A 19,932-nucleotide genomic window follows, 5' to 3' on the forward strand; every position below is an offset into this window, starting at 1 on the left:
GTGTGGGCCCAATGAACCGGAAAAGCATGCGACACCTGCCGCCACCGTACGAACCGCCGCAAAGCCCTGGTGACCTCACGCGGCGCCTGGAATCGCTCCTCGCGGCGGATGTGCCGGCCGTCTGCCCCGTGTATGTGGGGCTGGCGCTCCCCGTGCCCTGTTCACCGAAGCACGCGATCGCGACCCACGCCATTGCCGAGCATTTGGCACGGCGCGATGTCGAGGCGCTTCCCGCCTTCAGCGAGATACCGCCCCGTCGGCTGCGCGTCCTTACCGCGGCCAGTTGGGGCCGCGCGGACGCGGTGGGGTCGGAGGTCGACCATCTTCCGACGGATCTGGCGACCGGACTGTGGTGGCGGATCAGCGAACTCTGCAAGCATTCCGAGGATTTGACACCACTGGAACGCGATACGGCCGGCACTTTGATGCTGCGGCTGGGCTACCCCGAGCAGGCGGCGCGGCTGCTCGGAATCACCGACGTACTGGCGGGCATGCCGGCCTTCCCCCGGGACGTTCGGCCGGAGCACGCGCTCGCCCGGGTGACCGTCACCCTGCAGTTGCATCCCAGGCCCGCTCTCGTGGTGACGCAGGCCCTTCGAGCGGTGGCCGATCCCCGCCTGTCAGTACTGACCCGCCTGACGCTGGCGGGCTTCGCGATGCCGCTCGAAGCGAGCCGTGAGGCCGGATCCGGGGCCTTGCACGAGGCCGTCCGCCTGACCGAACAAGCGCTGACGCGACTGATCGACGTGGATTCGGAGCACCGGTGGGTCGAGCGCAGGGTCCTTCAGTCGCTCGCCGACGCCGCCGTCCTGAGAGGGGACCCCGAAGCCGCGTCCGCCTATCTGGACCGGGCCGCATTGGGCGCGATGGGCGTGCGACCGCACGGCAGCCTGCAGCGACTGGCGTGGGACGAAGAGGTGCTCGCCCTCCTCGCGTCCCAAGGGCGTGCGTGCCGGAGCAAGGACGACGCCGAGGGCGCTGTCGCCGCCACGTCCCGCATGCCGGGCATCGCTCCGTACGACGCACACGCCTGGGCCGCCCACGGCTACGCGCTGCTGGCCGCGGGCCGGCTGGACGAGTCGCTCCACGCGTACGAGGAGATGCTCCCCCTGGGCGGGCATCCGGTGGCCGCGGCCGCGTTCCACCTCGGCTGGATCCACGAGAGCCGCGGGGACCGCAGACGCGCCCAGGACGCGTACGCGTACTCGCACTCGATCGACCCCACGGTTCCCGCCGTCAAGGAGAGGCTGTCCTCCTTCCGCTGACGGCGCCCCCGGTCAGCTCCGGTCGGGACCGCAGCGCCCCCACTGAACAACCAACCAAGAAAGACGTCTGATGTTCGAGGCTCACCACCACGCACGCATGCTCGCCGACGCCACGCGGCTGACCGCGTTCCACGAGGCCATGGCGGAGGTGATCGCAGACGGGGACCGGGTCCTCGATGCCGGAACGGGTACGGGCATCCTCGCGGCCATGGCCTCGCAGCTGACCGCGGGAACGGTCGTCGCGGTCGAGTACCTCGAGGACACCGCTTCCTTCGCGAGGCAGGCCCTGCGGGCCTCGGACCTGGACCGCGTCGAGGTCGTCCAGGGCAATGCGGTCCAGGTCGACATCGGCACGCCCCCCGACGTCGTCGTCTCGGAAACGATCGGATCCCTCGGACCCGAGGAGAACATCGTGGGCCTGACCCACGCCCTGCGGCAGCGCTATCCCGGCATACGGGCCTTCATCCCGTCACGGCTGCGCGTACTGGCGGAGCCGGTCCTCTCGCCGGAGGCAGACGCTCTGCGCGCGAGCGTCATCGGAGCGTTCACCCGGGAACAGCCGGGCGGGATGTCGTTCGCCACCGTGGTGCCGCAGGCGGAGCACGCTCTGGGCAGCCAGATCATCACCGCGAAGCTGACCGACGCGACCTCGGCCGGACCTGCCCGGCCGCTCGTCGAATACGACCTGGGCACCACACCCGAGGCCGACTTCAGCCAGACGCTGTCCTTCGCCGACTCCCCGGCCAATGCCGTGCACCTCTACTTCGAGGCGCCCCTGTCCCCGGCCGTGACCCTCAGCAGCCACCGCACCGCGGCGTTCACGCACTGGGGCCATTCGTACATCGTCCGCCCGCCCCATGCCTCCGCGGTCACGATCGGCTACCGCAGCTCCGACCGACGCTTCACGTGCCGCTGGGATCGCACCGCTGATTTCGGGTCGGAAGCACCAGCGTCGAGTCCGCGTGGAGCGTGATGCGCACCGGTGCGAAGGTGGTGGCGTCCACCGCCGACTCCCCGGTGCCGGGACTGCGCGCGTAGCGCGGATGGGCGCCTCCGCTGATCTGCCAGCGTATGCGGTGACCGACGGCGAAGCGGTGGGCTGCGGAACTCATCGGCACGGTGATGTGTGAGGGCGCCTGTTCGGTTGTCCGAACCCGGCCCAGCCCGTCGCAGATGTTGACGGAGCGGCCCTCTTCGTCCACGTCGCACAGGCGGGTGAAGACGTCGGCGTGGCCGGTGTCCGTGGAAATGCTCAGCCGCGCGGAGACCGGGCCGAGGATTTCCACGGGCTCGGTCAGTGGCGGGCCGGTGAACGTCAGTACGTCCTCCCGAGCCTCCAGAGTGCTGTTGTCGCGAGGGCCGGCGGTACGGGAGAGCAGTGGGCCGCCCAGCGAGGGGGTGGGGTCGCCCGGGTCGTAGGGGAACGACGTCAGTGGTGCGGATTCCGTGGGGGCCTGCAGGGTGAGGTGCCCCTGCGCGGTGGGAAACCACGGGCTGCCGGCCGTGGCCGACGGCCAGTCGTCGATGTCCCGCCAGGTGTCTTCGCCGCCGACGTGCACGCGCACCCTGGTGGGACGCAAGCCCGAGGGATCGGCGCAGAGGTGCGCGCGCAGCCAGGCGAGGCTCTCACCGAACACCTCGGGCCACCCCTGCTGCAGTGCGGACGTGTGGGTCCACGGGCCCACGAGCAGGGCGGCCTCGCATCCGGCCGCACGCAGCCGGCGGTACTGCTCGAAGGTCTGGTCGCCCAGTACGTCGTGCCACCCGGTGATCAAACCGGTCGGAACGCTCAGCCGCTCCGCCACCGCCGCCAGCGAAGCGCCGCGCCAGTACGCGTCCTCGGCATCCGGGTGGGACATCACGTCGTCCAGCCAGGGCACCTCGCCGCCGAGAGCGGTCGCCTGCGCTCCGCGCAGTGGCCGCGCGGTGGTGGCACCGCGCAGACGGCGCTGCAGGCGCAGCGTCGCCTTGAGGAACGGCACCATGCCTTGGTGCTGGTAGGTCATGCCGACGCCGACGGCTAGGGCGTTCTCCAACCGGAACGCGCCGTCCGCGTGGAACAGGGCGTGCGGATCGTGCAGCCCCACCTGCACCACCATCGCCTTCAGCTCCGGTGGCGGGTCAGCGGCGAGGGCCCACTGCACGTATCCCAGATAGCTGGGGCCGACGGTCCCCAGTGTGCCGTCGAACCAGCTCTGCTCGCGCAGCCAGGACACCGTGGCCTGGCCGTCGGCGGCCTCGTTGCGCCACAGGTCGAACTCGCCGCCGGAACCGCCGGTGCCGCGGCAGCTCTGCAGCACCACGTGGAAGCCCTGTTCGGCGAAGAGCACTCCGTACATGGGGGACCACGGCAGGCCCCTGCCGTACGGCGAGCGCACCAGGAGGGTGGGGAAGTCGCCCTCGGCGCGCGGGAAGTAGTGGTCCGTGATCAGCGGGCTGCCGTCGGCGGCCGGCACCACCAGCCCCGGCTCCCACCCGACGTCGTACCGCTTGGCCGGGAGGCCGCGCCAGGTCGCCCTCATCATCCGTGACGACAGTGGCGGCCTACCGGTAGGCGGCGCCCAGGTCGACCTCGTCGCAGGACCGTGCGTGCGTGATGTCATCGTTCCCCTCCTCGCTATCCGTACACTGTACGAGAATAGAGGATGCTTGGATGAGATGCGCAAGGGGCACCCGAATCGAGGAAGGGAGCACGGACCATGCCCGGTGAAGGAGGAGCCGAGGTCACGGGCATCGACCCCGAGCGGCTCTGGCTGAGCTCCGCACAGCCCCGTAGGGGCCGCAAGCCCGCCTACAGCCGAGAGGCGATCACGGCGGCAGCCGTCGCCCTGGCGGACGCGGAGGGGATCGAAGCGGTCACCATCCGGAAGGTCGCCGCACGGGTCGGTGCCGGCACCATGTCGCTCTACAGCTACGCCCCGGACAAGGAGACGCTGCTGGAGCTGATGATCGACCACGTGTGCGGCGAACTGCCCACCACGCACACACCCACCACCGACTGGCGCGCCGAGCTGAAGGCCATCGCCCACCTCCAGCGCACCCACATGCTGCGACACCCCTGGCTGCCCGCCGCCCTGGTCACCCGCCGCACCCCCGGCCCCAACACCCTGGCCTTCCTGGAACGTGCGCTCGCCGCTCTGCGGCCCACCGGACTGGACGGTGTGGCAAAGCTGGAGATCTTCGCCCAGCTCACCGGATTCGTGGCCGGACACGTCGCCCACGAGATCGCGCAGGCCGAGGCCTCGCAGTCCCCCGACCGCGCCGCGGCCGAAGCCCGCTACCTCGCCGCTGTCGCCGGGGACGGTCACCACCCCGAACTCGCCGAAGTCCTCTCGGCCCCCGGACGCCCCCTCACGCCCGGGGCCACCTTCGCCCGGTTCCTCAACCGCCTGATCGACGGCCTCGACGCCGACTGATCCGCGAACCGGGGGGCCAGACAGCCCCCCTCCGTAGCCCCGGGGCCGTTGAGACTTCCGTCAGCCGGTCGGACCGGGCTGAGTCGGCACGAGCGCGGATTCTCGGCGGGCCGGAGCCCGCGTCTTCCCGAAGCCTGGTGGCCGGACAGCTCGCGGCCACAGGCGCGCCGCGGACCGGTAGAAGCGGTCCGGAAGGAACACGGCGTCCGCGACGATCATCACGCCCGAGAAGAGCGGCAGTCCCAGGAAGACGGCGATTCCCGCGTGCAGTCCCAACAGCATGGTGAGGACCGGGTACTTGAGCCTGCCGAACAGGACGAAGGGGAAGGCGACCTGCAGCAGCACGGTCAGGTAGCCGGCGACGGCGATCACGAGCGCGTGCTCGTCCAGGATGAGGGACAGCGCGGGCCACGGCCGGAAGAGTTCGAGGTTCAGAACATAGTGGAGGGCAGTCCCGCTGCCCCAGGAGCCACCCTGCACCTTGTACAGGCCCGCGGACCCGTAGAGGAAGCAGACCTGGACGGCGATGACGGACATGGCGCAGTTGTGCAGCACGGTCACCGCGGGCCGGCGGACATCGTGGAACCGGGGCCGGGTCCCGGTCGCCGCCGGGTCCGTCTGCCTTCGCGCGTCCAGGGACCAGCGTCGACCGCACGCGGTGAAAGCGAGGTAGACGGACATGAGGAGGATGAGGTTGTCGCCCCCGTCGGTCATGAAGATCGCCCGGGCGTGGAACGACGCCACGACGACCGCGAACAGGACGGACACGGCCCTGGTCCGCCAGCCCAGCATGAAGAGTGCGGACGTGACGAGGGCGGCCGCGTAGCAGGCCTCGAAGTACGTCCGGCTGTCAGACAGGGTGAGGATGCTGGCCCACCCGGTCTCGTCGAAGAGCTGCCTTGCCAGCGCGGGTGTCCACGGTGACCCCGGACCCCAGATCTCATCGCGGTGCGGGAACTCGCGCAGCAGGAAGACGAGATAGAGCAGCCCGTACCCGATGCGCAGGACCGCGGCGGCGTACAGGGAGACGGGCCGTTCGATCAGCAGGGCGAGGAACGTGCCCATGAGGTCGAGGACGCCCTGCCCCGCGGGGCGGGTGGGCGAGGCTGTCGGTACCGACTCAGTCTGTTCCATGGGGGGCCACCTTCCACCAGGGCAGGTATCGGGTCTCGAGAGGTGCGGCGCCGGTCGCGACCGGGTGGACACCGCCTGTTGTGTTCGGCGCGGCGATGGGGAGAGTGACCACCCGCAGTTGGATGGAGTCGAAGGAGCCGCCCCGGTGGGCGGCGACGCGATCCGCCGCGATGTTGCGCAGGTACGTCCGCATCATCACGGCCCGCTCCGAACGCGGCTCGTCGTCACCTCCGAACGCTTCGAGGTAGGAACTCCAGGCCCGACGCAGCGTGTTCTGTGACGTGTGGCTCGGGAAGGGGTTGTGCTTGATGGCGGAGCCGTCCAAGGCGCTCAGGTCGAACCAGCCGCTCAGCTCCTCGGTCCCGTCGGGTGCCGTTCGCCAGGTCCTCGCGGAGATCTGGCGGTTGACCGACTCCGGGTCCGGGGCGAACAGCCGCCAGTTCTGCTCGAACAGGGGATAGACCCAAGCGTTGATCGGCCGGCTGTACAGCTGCGAGACCGGGTTCGGCGGTGCCACGTGCAGGAAGACCAGGACGACATGGACCAGCGCCGTTGCCAGACACAGGACGACGGCGGCCGCGGATACCGCGTTCAGCGGGCCGCGCGGCCCGGGCTCGCCCCCTTCAGGATGCGGCCCGCCGCCTCGGCCCTCGGCGACCGGCCCGGGATCGGAGGGCTCCGCGTCCTTCACGTCGACTGACTTGGCACCGTCCAGCACGGCCCCACCCGGCCTTCCCGTCGCGACTGCTCATGTTTCCGCACCTTCCGGCTTCCGCGCGCCGTCCGTCCCACGCGCGCAAGGCGGGCCGACTGCCACGGCAGGCGGCCCGCCTTGAGACTTACGCGGGTCCGTCGTGGCCGTCGTGGCCCTCGTGCCCGTCGTGCCCGTCGTGCTTGTCGTTCCCGTCGTGTTCGCCGGGTCCGCCGTGTTCGTCGTGCCCGCCGTGACCAGGCTTACCGGGCTTCTCGTGACCGGGCTTACCGGGCTTCTCGTGACCGGGGATCTCCGGCATGCCGTGACCAGGGATGCCCGGGGTGTGGTGGCCGGGCTTTCCGGGAGGCTTGGGGATGCTGCCCCCTGACACGCCACCGATCGTGCCGCCCGTGATCGGGCCTGCAGTGCCGCCAGTAGTGCCGCCCGTAGTGGCGCCCGTGGTGCCGCCAGTGGTGCCGCTCGTGGTGGTACCCGCGACGAGGCCGCCCGTAGCTCCACCCAGCACGCCGCCGAGCACGCCCCCGCCCGTCGTCGCACCGCCGAGCACGCCGCCCAGAAGGCCTCCCGTGGTGGAACCACCGGTCGCGGTGCCACCCGTGGTGCCGGCGATGAGGCCGCCTGTGACCAGACCGCCCGTGGTCCCGCCGGGGGTGTCCGCGGCACACGTCTCGCGGTTGATCACGTTGGTGTCCATCGTCACCGCGCCGTTGCGGGCCAGCGCCCGTCCGTCGATGTCCGCCCCTGTGGTCAGAGAGATGGAGGTCAGGGCCATGATGGTGCCGACGAAGCTGGTATCGGTGCCGAGGGTGGCCGAACTTCCGATCTGCCAGAACACGTTGCAGGGCGAGGCGCCGTTGATGAGGGACACGCTGCTGGAGGATGCCGTCGTCAGACCCGAACCGACCTGGAACACCCACACGGCGTCGGGGTTGTTCTGTGCGTCCAGGGTGAGGGTGCCGGTGAGTCCCAGAGTGGAGGAGGCGGTGTAAACGCCCGGGACCAGCGTCAGGCCCCCCGCGTCCGGGGGAAGAACTGCGTCCGAGGACTGCCCGGCGGCGTTGTTGTAGGCCACGACCGGGTCGCTCTTGGCCTGGAGGCCCACCGGGTCGACCGGGCCGGAGTGCTGGGTACCGATCACGAGGCCGGGCGGGAACCCAGTGATGGCTGTTCCCGGACTCACTCCGAGGTCGCCGGTGATCACCGAGGGCCCGGTGTTGGTGATCTCCGATCCGGCCAGCACCGCAAAGCTGGTGGCCGTGCCCAGAGGTACGGGTCTTGCGATCGCGTGCGCCTGGGTCGGCGTCACCACGACCACGGCAGAGGCGACCACCGTGGCAAGAGCCGTCGCGATCCATACGGGTGTTGTGCGCCGTAGCGCCGCGCGAGAGATATTCAGCGTCATCGAGGGGCCAACTCCTGTGGGTGGATGGTGGCGTAATTGACGGTCACGGTCTCGCAGGACCGTCTCGCTGTCGCTGGCATATTACGCAGAAATCTGCACCGGGCCGGGTATTCATTCGGTTGGTGTTCCTCGGAATCGGCCATTCGCGCCGACAGGAAATAATACAAATAATTGAAAGAATCAATGGATCTTGTGAGGGAAACGGCATTCTTGTGGTTCCGTGGCCCCCGCTGCGAGAATTTACGAGCCGGCGACGGAATCGAACCGGTCGGCAACAGGCGCGACACGGGGTCTGGACGGATCCAACTGCCCCTGGGTCATGGCATTCTGCTCGCCAGAGCAGGGTTTTCGAAGCGGAGGAGCACACCCCGTGGGCGTCAACAGCAATCCCACCGTCAGCAGGCGTCGGTTGGGATCGGAGCTACGCCGGCTGCGGCAGATCAGCGGTATGACGTCGCAGCAAGTGGCGGATCGCCTGCTGATCTCCCAGCCCAAGCTCAGTTTCCTGGAGAACGGCCGTCGCCTCATCAAGCCGCGCGACGTGCGCGATCTCTGCTGGCTGTACGGAGTCCAGGACCAGAGGCTCGTCGACGACCTGATGCGGCTGGCCGGGGAATCGGGCTGGCAGGGCTGGTGGAATGCCTACGGCGACATCCCGTACGGCGCCTACATCGGCCTGGAAACCGAGGCCGCGGTGATCCGGACCTACGAACCCCTGGTGATCCCGGGCCTGCTGCAAACTCCCGCCTACGCCCGGGCGATCATCGCAGGAACGATCCCTCACGCCACCCCCGACCAGGCAGCCGCACTCCTCCAGGTACGGCTGCGGCGCCAGGACCGGCTGAACGAACGCGGCAACCCACTGCGCTTATCCGCCGTGTTGGACGAGTCGGCTCTTCGACGCGTGGTGGGCAGCCGCGAGGTCATGCGCGAGCAGCTTGAGCACCTGACCCACTTCGGTGTCCAGTCGCACATCACCGTGCAGGTTCTCCCCCACGGAGTGGGCGCCCACCCCGGTGTCTCGGGACAGTTCTCACTGCTCGAATTCGCCGGCACCACTGATGTGAACGTGGTGTACCTGGAGGGGTTCACCAGCGACCGCTATTTGGAGAAACGATCCGACGTGCGCAGGTACAGCGACACGTATGCGCATGTGCAGGCCCGGGCGCTGAACCCGGACAGCACCCGGCAGTTCATCACTGAAGTCATCAAGGAATATCTCGGCACGGAATTCCGACCGGACGCCTGCGCGGTACCCTCACCGCCCCCGTGACCACCGCACGGTACGGCCGATCCTTCTTACGCGTCCCGAGACCGAAGACACATTTCTGCGTGCTCCCGACAACGCCCGAAATGGCGGCCGATCGCCACCATCGACCAGGCTCCCCGGTATGGAGCGGGACGAGTCGGAACGGCCGGTGACGCCGAGGTGTCCGCGGCGGCGCCACGTGCGACGTGCGGGAGGGGACGGTTCCCGCGGGGCGGCCTATCGGGGTCCTTGGACGCCGACTTCAGCGCATGTGGCTGCGCGGAGTCGAACCTCTCGGGCTGGAACGAGCGTTGCAGATCCGGCCGATCGACCCTTGCCACCACATGTGCCTCCTCTCCGAGCACTTCCACAGAGGGCGGCACGTCCGCTGGTCGTCGTCTTCCCGCCGGAGGAGCCCGAACCCACCGAACTTCAGGTCCTTGTCGCAGTCAGGGCGTATCGGTGGCTCGCTGGTCATGCCGCGCAGCCTACGCACCGAGGTTCGCAGCCGTGGGGCGCGAGGCACTGCCGCTTCATGGCCGGCGGTAGGCGGACGCATTGGATTCGTGGAACGGGCTCCTGCTGAGCGTGACGTACGCAGGGAACCGCTCGTACCCCAGCTCCGACTGTTCCCACTGATCGAGATCATGGTTGGCGCATCGGTGCAGGTACTGGAGGAAGAGCTCCAGCTCGTCCTCCGGCAGCGCTCGTCATGCCTCTCGTTGCGCATGGCTGGCATCGTAGCCAGAGGCGGCAGACCGCCGGCATGCGGTTCACGACTGGAGTCGGCCGCCGTCCGGAGGCCATGGGTGGCTGCGTCATGAAACCGGTCGATGCGGCACCGCAGGCGCGGTTAACGTCTCCGCATGGACGAATCCCTCTCATTCGAGAGCTTCCTTGAAGGTGCGAGGAAGGCTGCGCACAAAGCGATGGACGATCACGCGTGTGGTGAGTACGACGAGTTCGTTCTCCACGCCGGGGTCGCCATCGAGCGGCTGGGCAAGGCGGTTTTGGTGGGGAAGAACCCCATCTATGTCGCGGAGATGCGGGGCAGTGCAGAGATGCTGTTCCACCTCGGCGGTCACCGAACAGCGAGCAAAGTGCGCACCATCGGGGCTGCCGAGACGATCAGTCGGCTGCGAACGCTGCAGATCCTGCCTTCTGATGGGCAGTTGGACCTCTTGATCGACTTGCGGAACGGGGTGGCCCATTCGACCGGAGGCGAGCAGGGGAGGGCTCTGCTGGTGACCCTGGCGAAGTCCGTGCAGGCCCTACACGTAGGGCTGACCACGTCCCTCATATCTTTCTGGGGGAGATGGGACAGTGTGGTCCGCATTGCCATCGACCACCAGCGTGATCAGACTGAACGCGAGGTCCAGGTCCGAATCCGGCAGGCTCGGAATCGCTTCGATGACCACTTTGGCAACCTTCCGGCTGACCTCCTGGAGGGTGTGCAGGCCCCACTCAAGAGCCTTCGCAGCGAATGGTTCCCTGCCGGGATACACGAGGAGACCGGCGAGCCTGGGCCTCCTATGGGTTGGTTTCCATGCCCAGCTTGTGAAAACAACGCGCTCGTCGTTCTGGCGGCCCAGGACGAGGAGCCTGACAGGCGCGGTGGCTTCTTCGGTTGCGTACTGTGCGGGCTCCACCTGGAGGGGACAGAGGAGCTACAGGCCGCGAAGCTGAGTCTCCCCGAGGGCTCCATCTGATCCTGTCCATGGCGGGGACCCCGGCTGGGGCGTTGCCCGGATGTGACGATGTGTTCCAGCAGTCCGCTCCGCTCCTCAGGGCCTGAGACGTGGAGCGTGCGGAGGGGCACTGCGAATAGTGGCTGTCGGGGAAGGGCTGCCAAGTGGCCATGGCGTCGGCACCATCGCCTCATCTGCGGCGTACGCCGACGGTCTCTCGGGCGAGGACATCCACGCCTTCCTCGCCCTGCGCATCCTCGGCGTCATTCCGGCAGCCGGCGGGGGCGAGGAGAGCGACGCGTCCCGGGAGGCGGCCCTCCACCGCGAGACCCACGAGGAGATCGCGGGGAAGGCCGTCATCGTCCGTCTTCTGCACACGATGGAGTCCGACGAGGAGCGTCAGGTCTTCCACCTCGCCCGCATCGGGACGTGGTCCTTCGAGGACCACAGTGGCACCGAGTTCAGTGCCGAGGGCCGCGGCGAATACGCGCTGGCGGAAATCCCGCTGACCGCGCAGGGGCTGGACGGCATTGAACTCAAGCCGGAGGAGATCGCGCACGTTCTGCGGGATTCATCGATGCCGGCGAACTCGAGGCCGGGGCCGTGCTCCAGCCTCGGAATCCTCCGGCGCCGTGTGTCGGACATGGGGGATACGTTGCGCGGTGTCCCCGGCCTGCTGGCCGTGCACGGCTCTGACCAGGTACTCAGGGTGCCGCAGGATAAGTAGGCGTACTCAGGTGGCAACCCTCGGCAGCTTCGAGACTGGGCGCAGGTCGAACGAAGCGGAACGGAACGGAACGGGGAACGTCATGGTGCGGCGCTGGTCGAAGGCTGAGATGTGGGTGCCGGGTGCGTACCTGGCACTGGTGGTCGCGATGCTGCTCTACGTCGCGATCGGCAGCCGGACCGGGGACATCGGGTTCTTCGGAGTCTGGCCGATCCTGGCCACGGCGCCGGTCAGCGTCGTGCTGCTGACGTTCTTCGGACCCGCGGCGGACGCCCTTGACGAGTCGGACCCGGTCGTGGGGCCCGTCTACGAAGGCTCGCAGCCGCCTCCCAAGCCGGAGCCCACGGAGTTGCTGCCGGAGTCCGCCCCGCGTCCCTCGGACTGGGTGGCACCCGACACGTCCGTCGGCGGCAAGCTCGACATGTGGTCCGACTTCGGCTTCTACGGTGCGGTCCTGGTCGGCGCCCTGGTCAACGCCGCGGCGATCTGGGCCCTGCTCCGCTACGTGGCGCGGCGGCGCGACGCCAGGAATGTGGGGGCCTAGCCGTACGGCCACGCGGACATCCGGCCATGAGCCACGGCTCCTGCGAGCCGGTGGCTTTCCGGCGCCGCGCTGTGCTGGGGCGCCGGGGGAGGCGAGCCCGCCGCGCTTCGACACGGCGGTGCCGGCTGCGTTGGGCACGGTCTAGTTGGTGGCGAGAGGTCGACTGTCCGGGGAGTGTCCGGACTGCGGCCGCTTTCGGACCGGGGGCGATCGGTCCTTCATTCCGTGTCCGGCAGCCAGGCGTTGTTGTTCGCGTTGTACCAGTAGCTGTGGCCGGCGTTCAGGGCGACCGTGCGGAACGGGCGGCCGTGGTCGTCGATGCGGGTGGTGCCCTGGCGGTCGCCACTGCTCCAGGCCAGCTCCAGGTACCAGCTGACGTCCTGACCGAGTGTGGCGGCGTCGATGTTCAGCACCTGGGGGTCAGTGGCGGAGACCTTGTACGGGAAGTCGGTCGAGGCCGTCGGCCGCTCGCCCTCCTTGCCAGGTACGGGCCTGGCCCTCGGGGAGGCGTCGTCCAGGTCCACGGCGAAGGACGCCGGCACCAGCGCGCCGCCGCAACCGGCGCCCATGGTGTACGCGTTCCAGCCGGGAGCCTTGCGGCCGCTCACGACATGGACGTACAGCGCGTGCAGGACCGCGGGCTTGCCCTCGGTGCCCTGGACGGTCAGCTGCATGCGCAGGTGCCCCGCCGGGACGGCGTCCAGGGCCCGGGCCCACCCTTCGGTCGCCGGCCCGGCGGGGGGCGGGGGGACCGTGCCGGGTGCCTTGTCCAGGGCGAACCACTGGTCGCAGGGGCTGTCCCAGTTGTCGGGCAGGACGTTGACCGTGAACGGGGCGGTGGGGGAGGCCCCCGCCTTGGCGGTGGCCGGCGAGGTGGACGCGGACGTTGCCGAGGGGGACGACGGTCCGGGGCCGGACGGGGGTGCGGAATCGGCTGTGGGCGTGGGTGACGACGACCCGCCGGACGGCAAGGCCGGGCCCCCCGCCGCCCGCTCGCGCGAGGACGGCTGGACGGCGCCGTGGCGCGTGTCCCCGTGACCCGTATCTCCCATGGCGGAGACGGCGGCCGCGGTCCCCGCCACCGCGGCGGTCGCCACGGCGGCCGCGACCGCGAGCAGCAGCCGAGGACGCCGGGCCCCCGGTACGGAGGCCCGGGCGGGGCCCGGCTGGATCCGGGCGGCGGGGGCGTGTGCGGGTGCTTCCGCTGCCGGGGCAGGGGCGGGGGCCTCCGCCGGTGCCGGCGCGGGAGCGGGGGTAGGCGCCGGGGCGGGTGCCTCCGCAGCGGCGGGTCCGGGCGCCGGGGCGGACCCGGCCGCGGACGCCGGGGCCCGTGCGGAGTCGGTCTCCGCCTGCGGCCGGACCTCCGAAGCCTCCCCGGCCACCACCACCGCCGATGCAGGCGGCACCTCGGGCGCGGCGTCACCGCCCCGCGGCTCCGCGGAGTTCGCCGCCCCCGACCCCGAGGCCGGCCCCTCCGTCACCCCCCGCCGCCGCTCCACCAGCGCCAGCAGCCACTGTTGGTGCAGCGCGAGCAGTTCGTCGGCCGAGGCACCGCAGACTCGGGCGAACCGCTCCACCGGGGCGTAATCCGTGGGCACCGCCGCGCCGCTGCAATAGCGGTGCAGCGTCGAGTTGCTGGAGTGCAGACGCTTCGCGAGCGTGCCGTAGCTGCGCCCCGAGCGCTCTTTGAATCCGCGCATCAGCTCCGCGAACCGCTCCGTCTCCGTGGCCATTCCACCCTGCCCCTCATCCCGGAAGCACGTTCCAGGCTCGCCCGATCGCCCAGCTGAGAAGGGTCGGGAGCGTTCCAGGGTTCCTACTATCCCGGCCCAGACGCCACTGGGACAAAACCGGCCCCACAGTTGCGTCATCAGCCCGTCGGTCCGCCGATCGGATCGGCGGTCGGATTCGGCGATCGCAACGGGAGGGCCCCCACCCGCCCCACCGACCGGCCCTCGGCCGTCTTCTGCAGCAGCCGACCGGAACAGCAGCCCCACCCAACGTCTCGTCAGGCGGTAAGCGGAAGCCTCCGTCTGACGACCGCACCGACACGGAGAGTTCCCCATGCGTACCTACCGACTCCGCACCACTGCCCTGGCCACCGCCACCGCCGGCCTCGCTCTGGCCCTGACCGCCTGCGGCGGCTCGGACAGCGCCAGCGGGCCGACCGCCAACCCCGCCGCGACCAAGAGTGCGGACAAGCCGGTCTCGACCGGGACCGTGACGCCGTCCGGGGAGGGCGCCGCCGCCCCGTCCGCCGGCAAGGTCACCGGAACCGGTACGGCCACCGCCATCCCGGCGAAGGCCGGTTCGGGCGGCAAGGGCACGGGGGACACCACCGGTGACTCCTACGCCTACACCCACCCCTGCTCGGCGCGCGACCTGACCGTCAAGGTCACTTCCCCGACGGGCACTGCGGCCACCGTCCGCGTCATCACCGTGACCAACAACGGTTCCACCTCCTGCGGTCTGGACTACTTCCCCACCGTCGGCTTCAGCGCCAAGGGCGGCGCGCTCGGTCTCCAGGCCACTGCCCCCGGTGGACTGGGCGGCGCCCCGGCGTACCCGGTGCACCCCGGCGCCACCGCGTACGCGGCCGTGGACCTCAACCCGTCGGGTGGCAACGGTCCCGTGGCCGACGAGGTCAACGTCATTGCCGACAAGGAGCACATGCAGAACGCGGACGGCGTCAGCCTCCAGCTGGCCAAGCCGGGCAGCGTCGCCAACCCGAAGGTCGGCCTGTACCGCACCAACACCCGCGACGCGCTGCGCGCCTTCTGAACGGAGTTCCGGGGGCTGCGGCTCCGGCCGCCCCGTGGGGTGTGTCGCCGGGGCGGGCTCAACTGTCCCGGGCGAGGAAACGCTGGACAACTCTGGGTGCGGTCCGCCGAGCCCGAGCTGAATACGGGGAAGCGTGCGCCTGGGGAGACCAAGTCCGAGGCAGGTGAGCGGGTCATCGTGCTGCCGGACTTCATGAGGGGCGATCTGAAGCTCCACATGTATCTGTAGGCGGAGCAACAGCCGGACGGACTGCTGTTCGTGGGGGAGCGGGGCGCCCCCTTTCGGCGGACGACCTTTGGACGGAAGGGGAAGAAGGCTCGGAGGAAGGTGGGACTGCCCGATGGGTTCACGCTCTACGACCTTCGTCACACCGGGCACACGCTCTCGACCCAGTCCGGGGCGACGTTGAAGGACACGATGGTGCGGGCCGGCCAGTCCTCGGAGAAGGCGGCCATGATCTACCAGCACTCCAACCTCGAGCGGCAGAAGGAGGTCGCCGCCGGGATCGCTGCCAGGGTGCAGGCCCTGCGCACCAAGGCGTCTGGAGCGGATCGGGCACGGGACCCTTAGAAAGGTCTAGGCAACGCGAAAGCCCCAGGTCGCTGACCTGGGGCTTTGCTGTGGAGCGGATGACGTCCTTAAGGGCACGGTTGGGGCACGCCGTCGTGGTGCTGCCCAGGAAGAGGCGTGAGCCGGCTGGATCACCCGCGAGCGGGCTGGAGGGCGCGAGACGACGCCATGCCCCATGGGACGGGGCGGGGTCGCGGGTGGGACTTAAGTCCCTGACGGCCCGATTCTGCGTCTGTTAGCTTGGTAAGCAGTGGACGCGCGAAAGAACGGTTCCCGGTGAGTGGTAAGTCCGGGCGGAGCTCGCGCTCTCAGCACACCGGTTTCTTGCTGGTAGTGCCCTGTGCGTCCCTTCCATCAGCATGTTGAGGAAGGGACTGTCATGTCTGAATTCCGTGTCATGGTCATCGGCGCCGGCCTGGGTGGCCTCTGCCTGGCCCAAGGCCTTCGCCGCAACGGCGTCGAGGTCACCGTCTTCGAGCGCGACGACGCCCTGCTCACCCGCAGCCAGGGCTACCGCCTCTACATCGACCCGAACGGTGACCGCATCCTGCGCGGCGCACTGCCGCCGGAGCTGTACGAGCTCTTCCGCGCCACCGCCGGCTACCCGCCGCTGCGCATCGTCAAGCTCGACGACCAGCTGAACGAAACCCGCGTCCTGGAAGACGACCCCGACGAGACCCCGATCTCCGTCGACCGCCTCACCCTGCGCCAGATCCTCGCCGAAGGCCTCTCCGAGCACATCGCCTTCGGCAAGAAGCTCGTCCGCTACGAGACCTCCGAAGACGGCGACGGCCCGGTCACCGCGCACTTCGCCGACGGCACCACCGCCACCGGCGACGTCCTGGTCGCCGCCGACGGCATCAACTCCGTCGTACGCCAGCAGTACCTGCCGCACGCGCAGATCATGGACAGCGGCGTACGCCAGGTCTACGGCAAGGTCCCGCTCAACGAGCAGACCCGCGCTCTGTTCCCCGAGGTCATGTTCAACGTGTTCACACCCCTGGTCGGCTCCCGCGAGCGCTACATGGGCATCGGCCCCCACCAGCCCCACGAGCCCGCCACCCAGGCCGCCGCACGCCTCGCACCCGACGTCGAACTCCACGACGGCGGCGACTACATGGCCTGTTACTTCGGCGCCCGCACCGAACGCTTCCCCCACGACGACCTGCGCACCCTCACCAGCCCCGAACTCCACCAGCTCGCCCTCGACATGACGGCGGACTGGCACCCCCGGCTGCACGCCATCATCGAACACTGGCTCCCCGAAGCCGTCTTCCCCCTCACCCTGCGCACCAGCATCCCGGTCCCCGCCTGGCCCACCACCCGCATCACCCTCCTCGGCGACGCCATCCACGCCATGAGCCCCGCCGGCGGCGCCGGCGCCAACACCGCCCTGCGCGCCGCCGCCGCCCTGACCGAAGCCCTCGCCCAGGCCGCCACCGGCGCGCCCCTCATCCCCGCCCTGCGCACGTACGAGGCCGACATGGTCGAGTACGCCTACAAGGCAGTCCGCGAGGCGGCCCAGGACGGCGCAGAGCGCTACCACCAGAACCCCCTCCCCAGCGCCTAAAAGTCCCGGCAACGCAAAAGCCCCAGGTCACTGACCTGAGGCTTTTGCTATGGAGCGGATGACGGGAATCGAACCCGCGCTATAAGCTTGGGAATCAACGCCGCTTAGGTCGCCCATACGGCTCCTGACCTGGGAAAACACCCCATGTCGAGCCTGTTGCGAGGCCCCGTGTCGACCCGTGGAGAGCGCTGTTTGCCGCCCTGAAGGGCGCGGATGTTCGACCTTGCCGTTCGTCTGGGGCCGGTAGGGGCCGGTTCGCTTGTGGGTGATCCCGGCCGCCGCCAGGCTGTCGCGCCAGGCGTGGGACTTGCAGCAGGCGCCGTTGTCGGTCAGGACACGTTCGACGGTGATCCCGCACGAGGTGAGGAACGCCTGCGCCCGCTGCCAGAAGGCGGTAGCGGTCTCCTTCTTCTCGTCGGTCAGGATCTCGCTGTAGGCGAGGCGGGAGTGGTCGTCGACGGCGGTGTGGATGCAGCTGTAGCCCAGGCGGGGCCGTTTCTTGCGGCCGGCCTGCCGGCCGAGGGTCCTGTGGACCTTGATGATCCGGCGTTCGGTGCGGGTCGGGGTCCGGCGTCGGCTGTGGTGCGGGCGCGAGGACACGCATGCCCGCCCCTCCGTGATCGCGGTAGCGGTGGGCCCACCGCGCTGGACCGTGGTCGGCGAGACCCGGAAACGCTCGGCGGCCCGCCGGACGGCTGTAGAGAGTCGCCGCTCACCGTGGGCGAGCGCGTCGGGGCCACTGGAAATGTTCCGGTGGGGAGTGAGGTGCCGGTCGCACGTCACATGCGGGGCAGATGAACGCGGTGACGATTTCGTCGTCCGTCCTGCCCCCGTCCTCCGCGATCCCGCCCTCGATGAAGGTGCCGGGAACGGAGGGGTCGAGGATGCGGTTGCCGACCTTGCTCGGCGGTGGGTCTGCGGCGTCGGAGACGGCCACGGCGACCGCCCGTGCCAGCTGCGGTCGGAAGGAGCAGGGCCACGGCCCATGGGTGGGCGGGGCCGACGGGCGGTGGCGAAGTGGATTCAGCCCGTCGGTGCGGGAGGGGTCGGTGGGGGATAGGTGGCGTGCAGGAGGTAGCCGCCGTCCCCTGTCCGGCCTGCTTGTACCCTGCCGCCAGCAAGTTGGGCGCGTTCGTGCAGGCCCGTGAGGCCGAAGCCGCTCGCGGGTAGGTCCAGGGGGTGGGTCTCGGGCGGGGGCGCGGCGTTGCGGACCTCTACGTGCAGATGCCGGTCTGTCTCGTACAGATGTACGTCGATGGGTGTGCCTGGTGCGTGCTTGGAGGCGTTCGTCAGGCCTTCCTGGACGGTGCGGAACGCCGCCCGCTGCACCGTCTGCGACCATTCCGATGCCCCCGCACCGAACAGGGGGACCTCGGTACGGAACTGGGCGTCCAGGCCGCTGTCGGCAATGAGCTGGGGCAGGTCGGCGAGGCGTGGCTGTGGGGCGTGAACGTCGACCGTGCCCCCGGATGCTCGCAGGACCCCGAGCATCTCTCGTAGCTCGCCGAGGGTGGTGGAGGCCAGTTCCCGAACCGTCCGCGCGCTCTCCCGGGCGCGGGAATCCGTGGTGGAGACCTGGAGAGCTGCGGACTGCACGCTGATCAGGCTGACCTGGTGGGCGATCACATCGTGCATCTCTCGGGCCAGACGGGCCCGTTCGCTTGCCAGAACCTGCTGCGTCAGCAGGTCGCTCTCGCGCACGCGTGACGCTTCGAGCTCCACCAGGCGGGCCGAGAGCTCATCCTGGGTGCGGGTCAGCATCCCGAGGACGACCGGTGCGATGCAGACCATCGCGTACGCGGCGGTTCGGGCGATGTTCTCGAGGGAGCCGATACTCATCTGCGGGTACTCGGCCCAGTGCTGCTCGCAGTACACGAACATCATGGCGCAAACGACGGGGACCCAGCGGCGGTGGCCGTGCAGCGCGACCGTGTACAAGGCCGCCAGCGGCGGGACGCTGGCACCCGCGTACACGGAGGGGAGGGTGGCGAGGAAGACCGGGAGGGGGTAGCGGTGCGCCGCGAACAGCAGCACCGGTGTGACCAGCAGGATGAACGCCTTCAGAATTGCGTGGGATTCGTCTGCGAAGGACAGGTCCGCCGTCATGAGCGCGCATTCGACGGCAGGGCCGGTGATCCCAAGGAGGATCCAGACCAGCCGCTGGCGTAGCCAGGACCACTGCCGTCGTGCGTTCACGCTTGGTTCCCGGGGCGCTCCAGCAGGCCGGCGCGCTCGGCGATGACGGCGGCCTGCACCCGGTTGAGGCATCCGAGCTTGGCCATCAGCGCACTGAGGTGGTCCTTGACCGTGCTGGGGGCCAGCTTGAGGCGCTGCGCTATCTGCGCGTTCGTCAGGCCCTGCCCGACCAGCGTCAGTGCCCGCCGCTCTCGGGGGGCCAGCACGGCGACGGCCTGTGCTGCGCCGTTCGAGGCAGTGCCGTGCGCGAGGAAGCCATCGATGACCGAGGGTGCGACGCTGGAGGCCAGGGGTCGGCCGCCCGACGCAAGCGCCCGCACTTCTCGTACCAGTTGTTCGGGATCGGTGTCTTTCAGCAGGTAGCCGGCCGCTCCCTGGTGCAGCGCTGTGTGGACGAAGTCTCCCGTGGCGAAAGCGGTGAGCATGGCGACGACCGGCGGAAGGGCCAGCGAACGCAGCTGTGCCAGGACCTCGAATCCGTCGGTACCGGGCATTTGGATGTCCAGGAGTACCACGTCCGGACGGTGGCGGGCGATCGTGGTCAGCGCGGCGGGTCCGTCACAGGTGGCGACGACGTCGATGTCCGGTGCACTGCCAAGAATGATCTGCAGTCCGGAGCGCATCAGCTCTTCGTCGTCGACTACCACGACGCGCAGAACGGCCGATCCCCCTGAC

At 69.7% G+C, this 19,932-nt stretch carries 16 protein-coding genes and 2 pseudogenes; 10 read left to right on the forward strand and 8 right to left on the reverse strand.

All coding sequences use genetic code 11. The features are described 5' to 3' along the window. The first annotated feature begins 152 nt into the window (after positions 1-152). On the forward strand, positions 153-1,265 hold the full coding sequence (locus tag OG389_RS20410; protein ID WP_328299906.1) for a hypothetical protein: 1,113 nt from the start codon (positions 153-155) through the stop codon (positions 1,263-1,265). Between the two features lie 70 nt (positions 1,266-1,335). Beyond that, a complete protein-coding gene (locus tag OG389_RS20415; RefSeq protein WP_328299907.1) occupies positions 1,336-2,238 on the forward strand; it encodes a methyltransferase domain-containing protein in 903 nt (300 codons plus the stop codon). On the opposite strand, the gene OG389_RS20420 is transcribed toward OG389_RS20415, so the two are convergent. Beyond that, positions 2,168-3,787, reverse strand: coding sequence for a CocE/NonD family hydrolase (locus tag OG389_RS20420; protein WP_328303947.1), 1,620 nt, complete (start codon positions 3,785-3,787; stop codon positions 2,168-2,170). The two genes, OG389_RS20415 and OG389_RS20420, sit on opposite strands and share 71 nt — an antisense overlap. A gap of 177 nt (positions 3,788-3,964) precedes the next feature. Here OG389_RS20420 and OG389_RS20425 point away from each other — a divergent pair, with 177 nt between their 5' ends. Then, positions 3,965-4,681, forward strand: a complete 717-nt coding sequence (locus OG389_RS20425; RefSeq protein ID WP_328299908.1) for a TetR/AcrR family transcriptional regulator C-terminal domain-containing protein — start codon at positions 3,965-3,967, stop codon at positions 4,679-4,681. Between the two features lie 60 nt (positions 4,682-4,741). Here the strand turns inward: OG389_RS20425 and OG389_RS20430 are convergent, their stop codons facing one another. The 3 genes from OG389_RS20430 to OG389_RS20440 all read right to left on the reverse strand — a co-directional run bounded on the left by OG389_RS20430 (position 4,742) and on the right by OG389_RS20440 (position 7,932). Next, the gene (locus OG389_RS20430) at positions 4,742-5,746 is read right to left on the reverse strand and encodes an HTTM domain-containing protein (protein WP_328303949.1); all 1,005 of its coding nucleotides are present in this window, start codon (positions 5,744-5,746) and stop codon (positions 4,742-4,744) included. 55 nt (positions 5,747-5,801) lie between these two features. After that, positions 5,802-6,533, reverse strand: coding sequence for a DUF5819 family protein (locus OG389_RS20435; RefSeq protein WP_328299909.1), 732 nt, complete (start codon positions 6,531-6,533; stop codon positions 5,802-5,804). A gap of 121 nt (positions 6,534-6,654) precedes the next feature. Beyond that, the gene (locus OG389_RS20440) at positions 6,655-7,932 is read right to left on the reverse strand and encodes an ice-binding family protein (RefSeq protein ID WP_328299910.1); all 1,278 of its coding nucleotides are present in this window, start codon (positions 7,930-7,932) and stop codon (positions 6,655-6,657) included. 370 nt (positions 7,933-8,302) lie between these two features. Here OG389_RS20440 and OG389_RS20445 point away from each other — a divergent pair, with 370 nt between their 5' ends. The 4 genes from OG389_RS20445 to OG389_RS20460 all read left to right on the forward strand — a co-directional run bounded on the left by OG389_RS20445 (position 8,303) and on the right by OG389_RS20460 (position 12,140). Then, complete coding sequence (locus OG389_RS20445; protein WP_328299911.1) at positions 8,303-9,205, forward strand: helix-turn-helix domain-containing protein; 903 nt, start codon at positions 8,303-8,305, stop codon at positions 9,203-9,205. An 842-nt stretch (positions 9,206-10,047) separates the two neighbouring features. Continuing rightward, positions 10,048-10,890, forward strand: coding sequence for a hypothetical protein (locus OG389_RS20450; RefSeq protein ID WP_328299912.1), 843 nt, complete (start codon positions 10,048-10,050; stop codon positions 10,888-10,890). 118 nt (positions 10,891-11,008) lie between these two features. Then, a complete protein-coding gene (locus tag OG389_RS20455; protein WP_328299913.1) occupies positions 11,009-11,596 on the forward strand; it encodes a hypothetical protein in 588 nt (195 codons plus the stop codon). Between the two features lie 82 nt (positions 11,597-11,678). Continuing rightward, positions 11,679-12,140: an SCO4225 family membrane protein gene (locus OG389_RS20460; protein WP_328299914.1), complete on the forward strand. Its 462-nt coding sequence runs from the start codon at positions 11,679-11,681 to the stop codon at positions 12,138-12,140. 218 nt (positions 12,141-12,358) lie between these two features. On the opposite strand, the gene OG389_RS20465 is transcribed toward OG389_RS20460, so the two are convergent. Continuing rightward, positions 12,359-13,873 carry a helix-turn-helix domain-containing protein gene (locus OG389_RS20465; RefSeq protein WP_328299915.1) on the reverse strand — a complete coding sequence of 505 codons (1,515 nt, stop codon included), beginning with the start codon at positions 13,871-13,873 and terminating at the stop codon, positions 12,359-12,361. Positions 13,874-14,204: 331 nt separating this feature from the next. Between OG389_RS20465 and OG389_RS20470 the strand changes: the two genes are divergently transcribed. From OG389_RS20470 to OG389_RS20480, 3 genes and pseudogenes are all read left to right on the forward strand, one after another. Further along, a complete protein-coding gene (locus tag OG389_RS20470) occupies positions 14,205-14,921 on the forward strand; it encodes a DUF4232 domain-containing protein (RefSeq protein ID WP_328299916.1) in 717 nt (238 codons plus the stop codon). Between the two features lie 96 nt (positions 14,922-15,017). Further along, positions 15,018-15,491 (forward strand): annotated as a pseudogene (locus tag OG389_RS20475) (tyrosine-type recombinase/integrase); the annotation flags it as partial. Positions 15,492-15,870: 379 nt separating this feature from the next. Then, entirely contained in the window at positions 15,871-17,061 is a 1,191-nt protein-coding gene (locus tag OG389_RS20480) for an FAD-dependent oxidoreductase (protein WP_328299917.1), read from the forward strand. 216 nt (positions 17,062-17,277) lie between these two features. Here the strand turns inward: OG389_RS20480 and OG389_RS20485 are convergent. The 3 genes and pseudogenes from OG389_RS20485 to OG389_RS20495 form a co-directional block, all read right to left on the reverse strand. Then, positions 17,278-17,808 (reverse strand): annotated as a pseudogene (locus OG389_RS20485) (DDE-type integrase/transposase/recombinase); the annotation flags it as partial. 276 nt (positions 17,809-18,084) lie between these two features. Further along, the gene (locus OG389_RS20490) at positions 18,085-19,257 is read right to left on the reverse strand and encodes a sensor histidine kinase (protein WP_328299918.1); all 1,173 of its coding nucleotides are present in this window, start codon (positions 19,255-19,257) and stop codon (positions 18,085-18,087) included. Further along, positions 19,254-19,904 (reverse strand): response regulator transcription factor, encoded by a 651-nt coding sequence (locus tag OG389_RS20495; protein ID WP_328299919.1) that lies wholly within the window; start codon positions 19,902-19,904, stop codon positions 19,254-19,256. Before OG389_RS20495 ends, OG389_RS20490 begins: the two co-directional genes overlap by 4 nt. Between the last annotated feature and the right edge of the window lie 28 nt (positions 19,905-19,932).

Origin of the sequence: Streptomyces sp. NBC_00435, assembly GCF_036014235.1 — a bacterium.
Classification (GTDB): Bacteria; Actinomycetota; Actinomycetes; order Streptomycetales; family Streptomycetaceae; genus Streptomyces.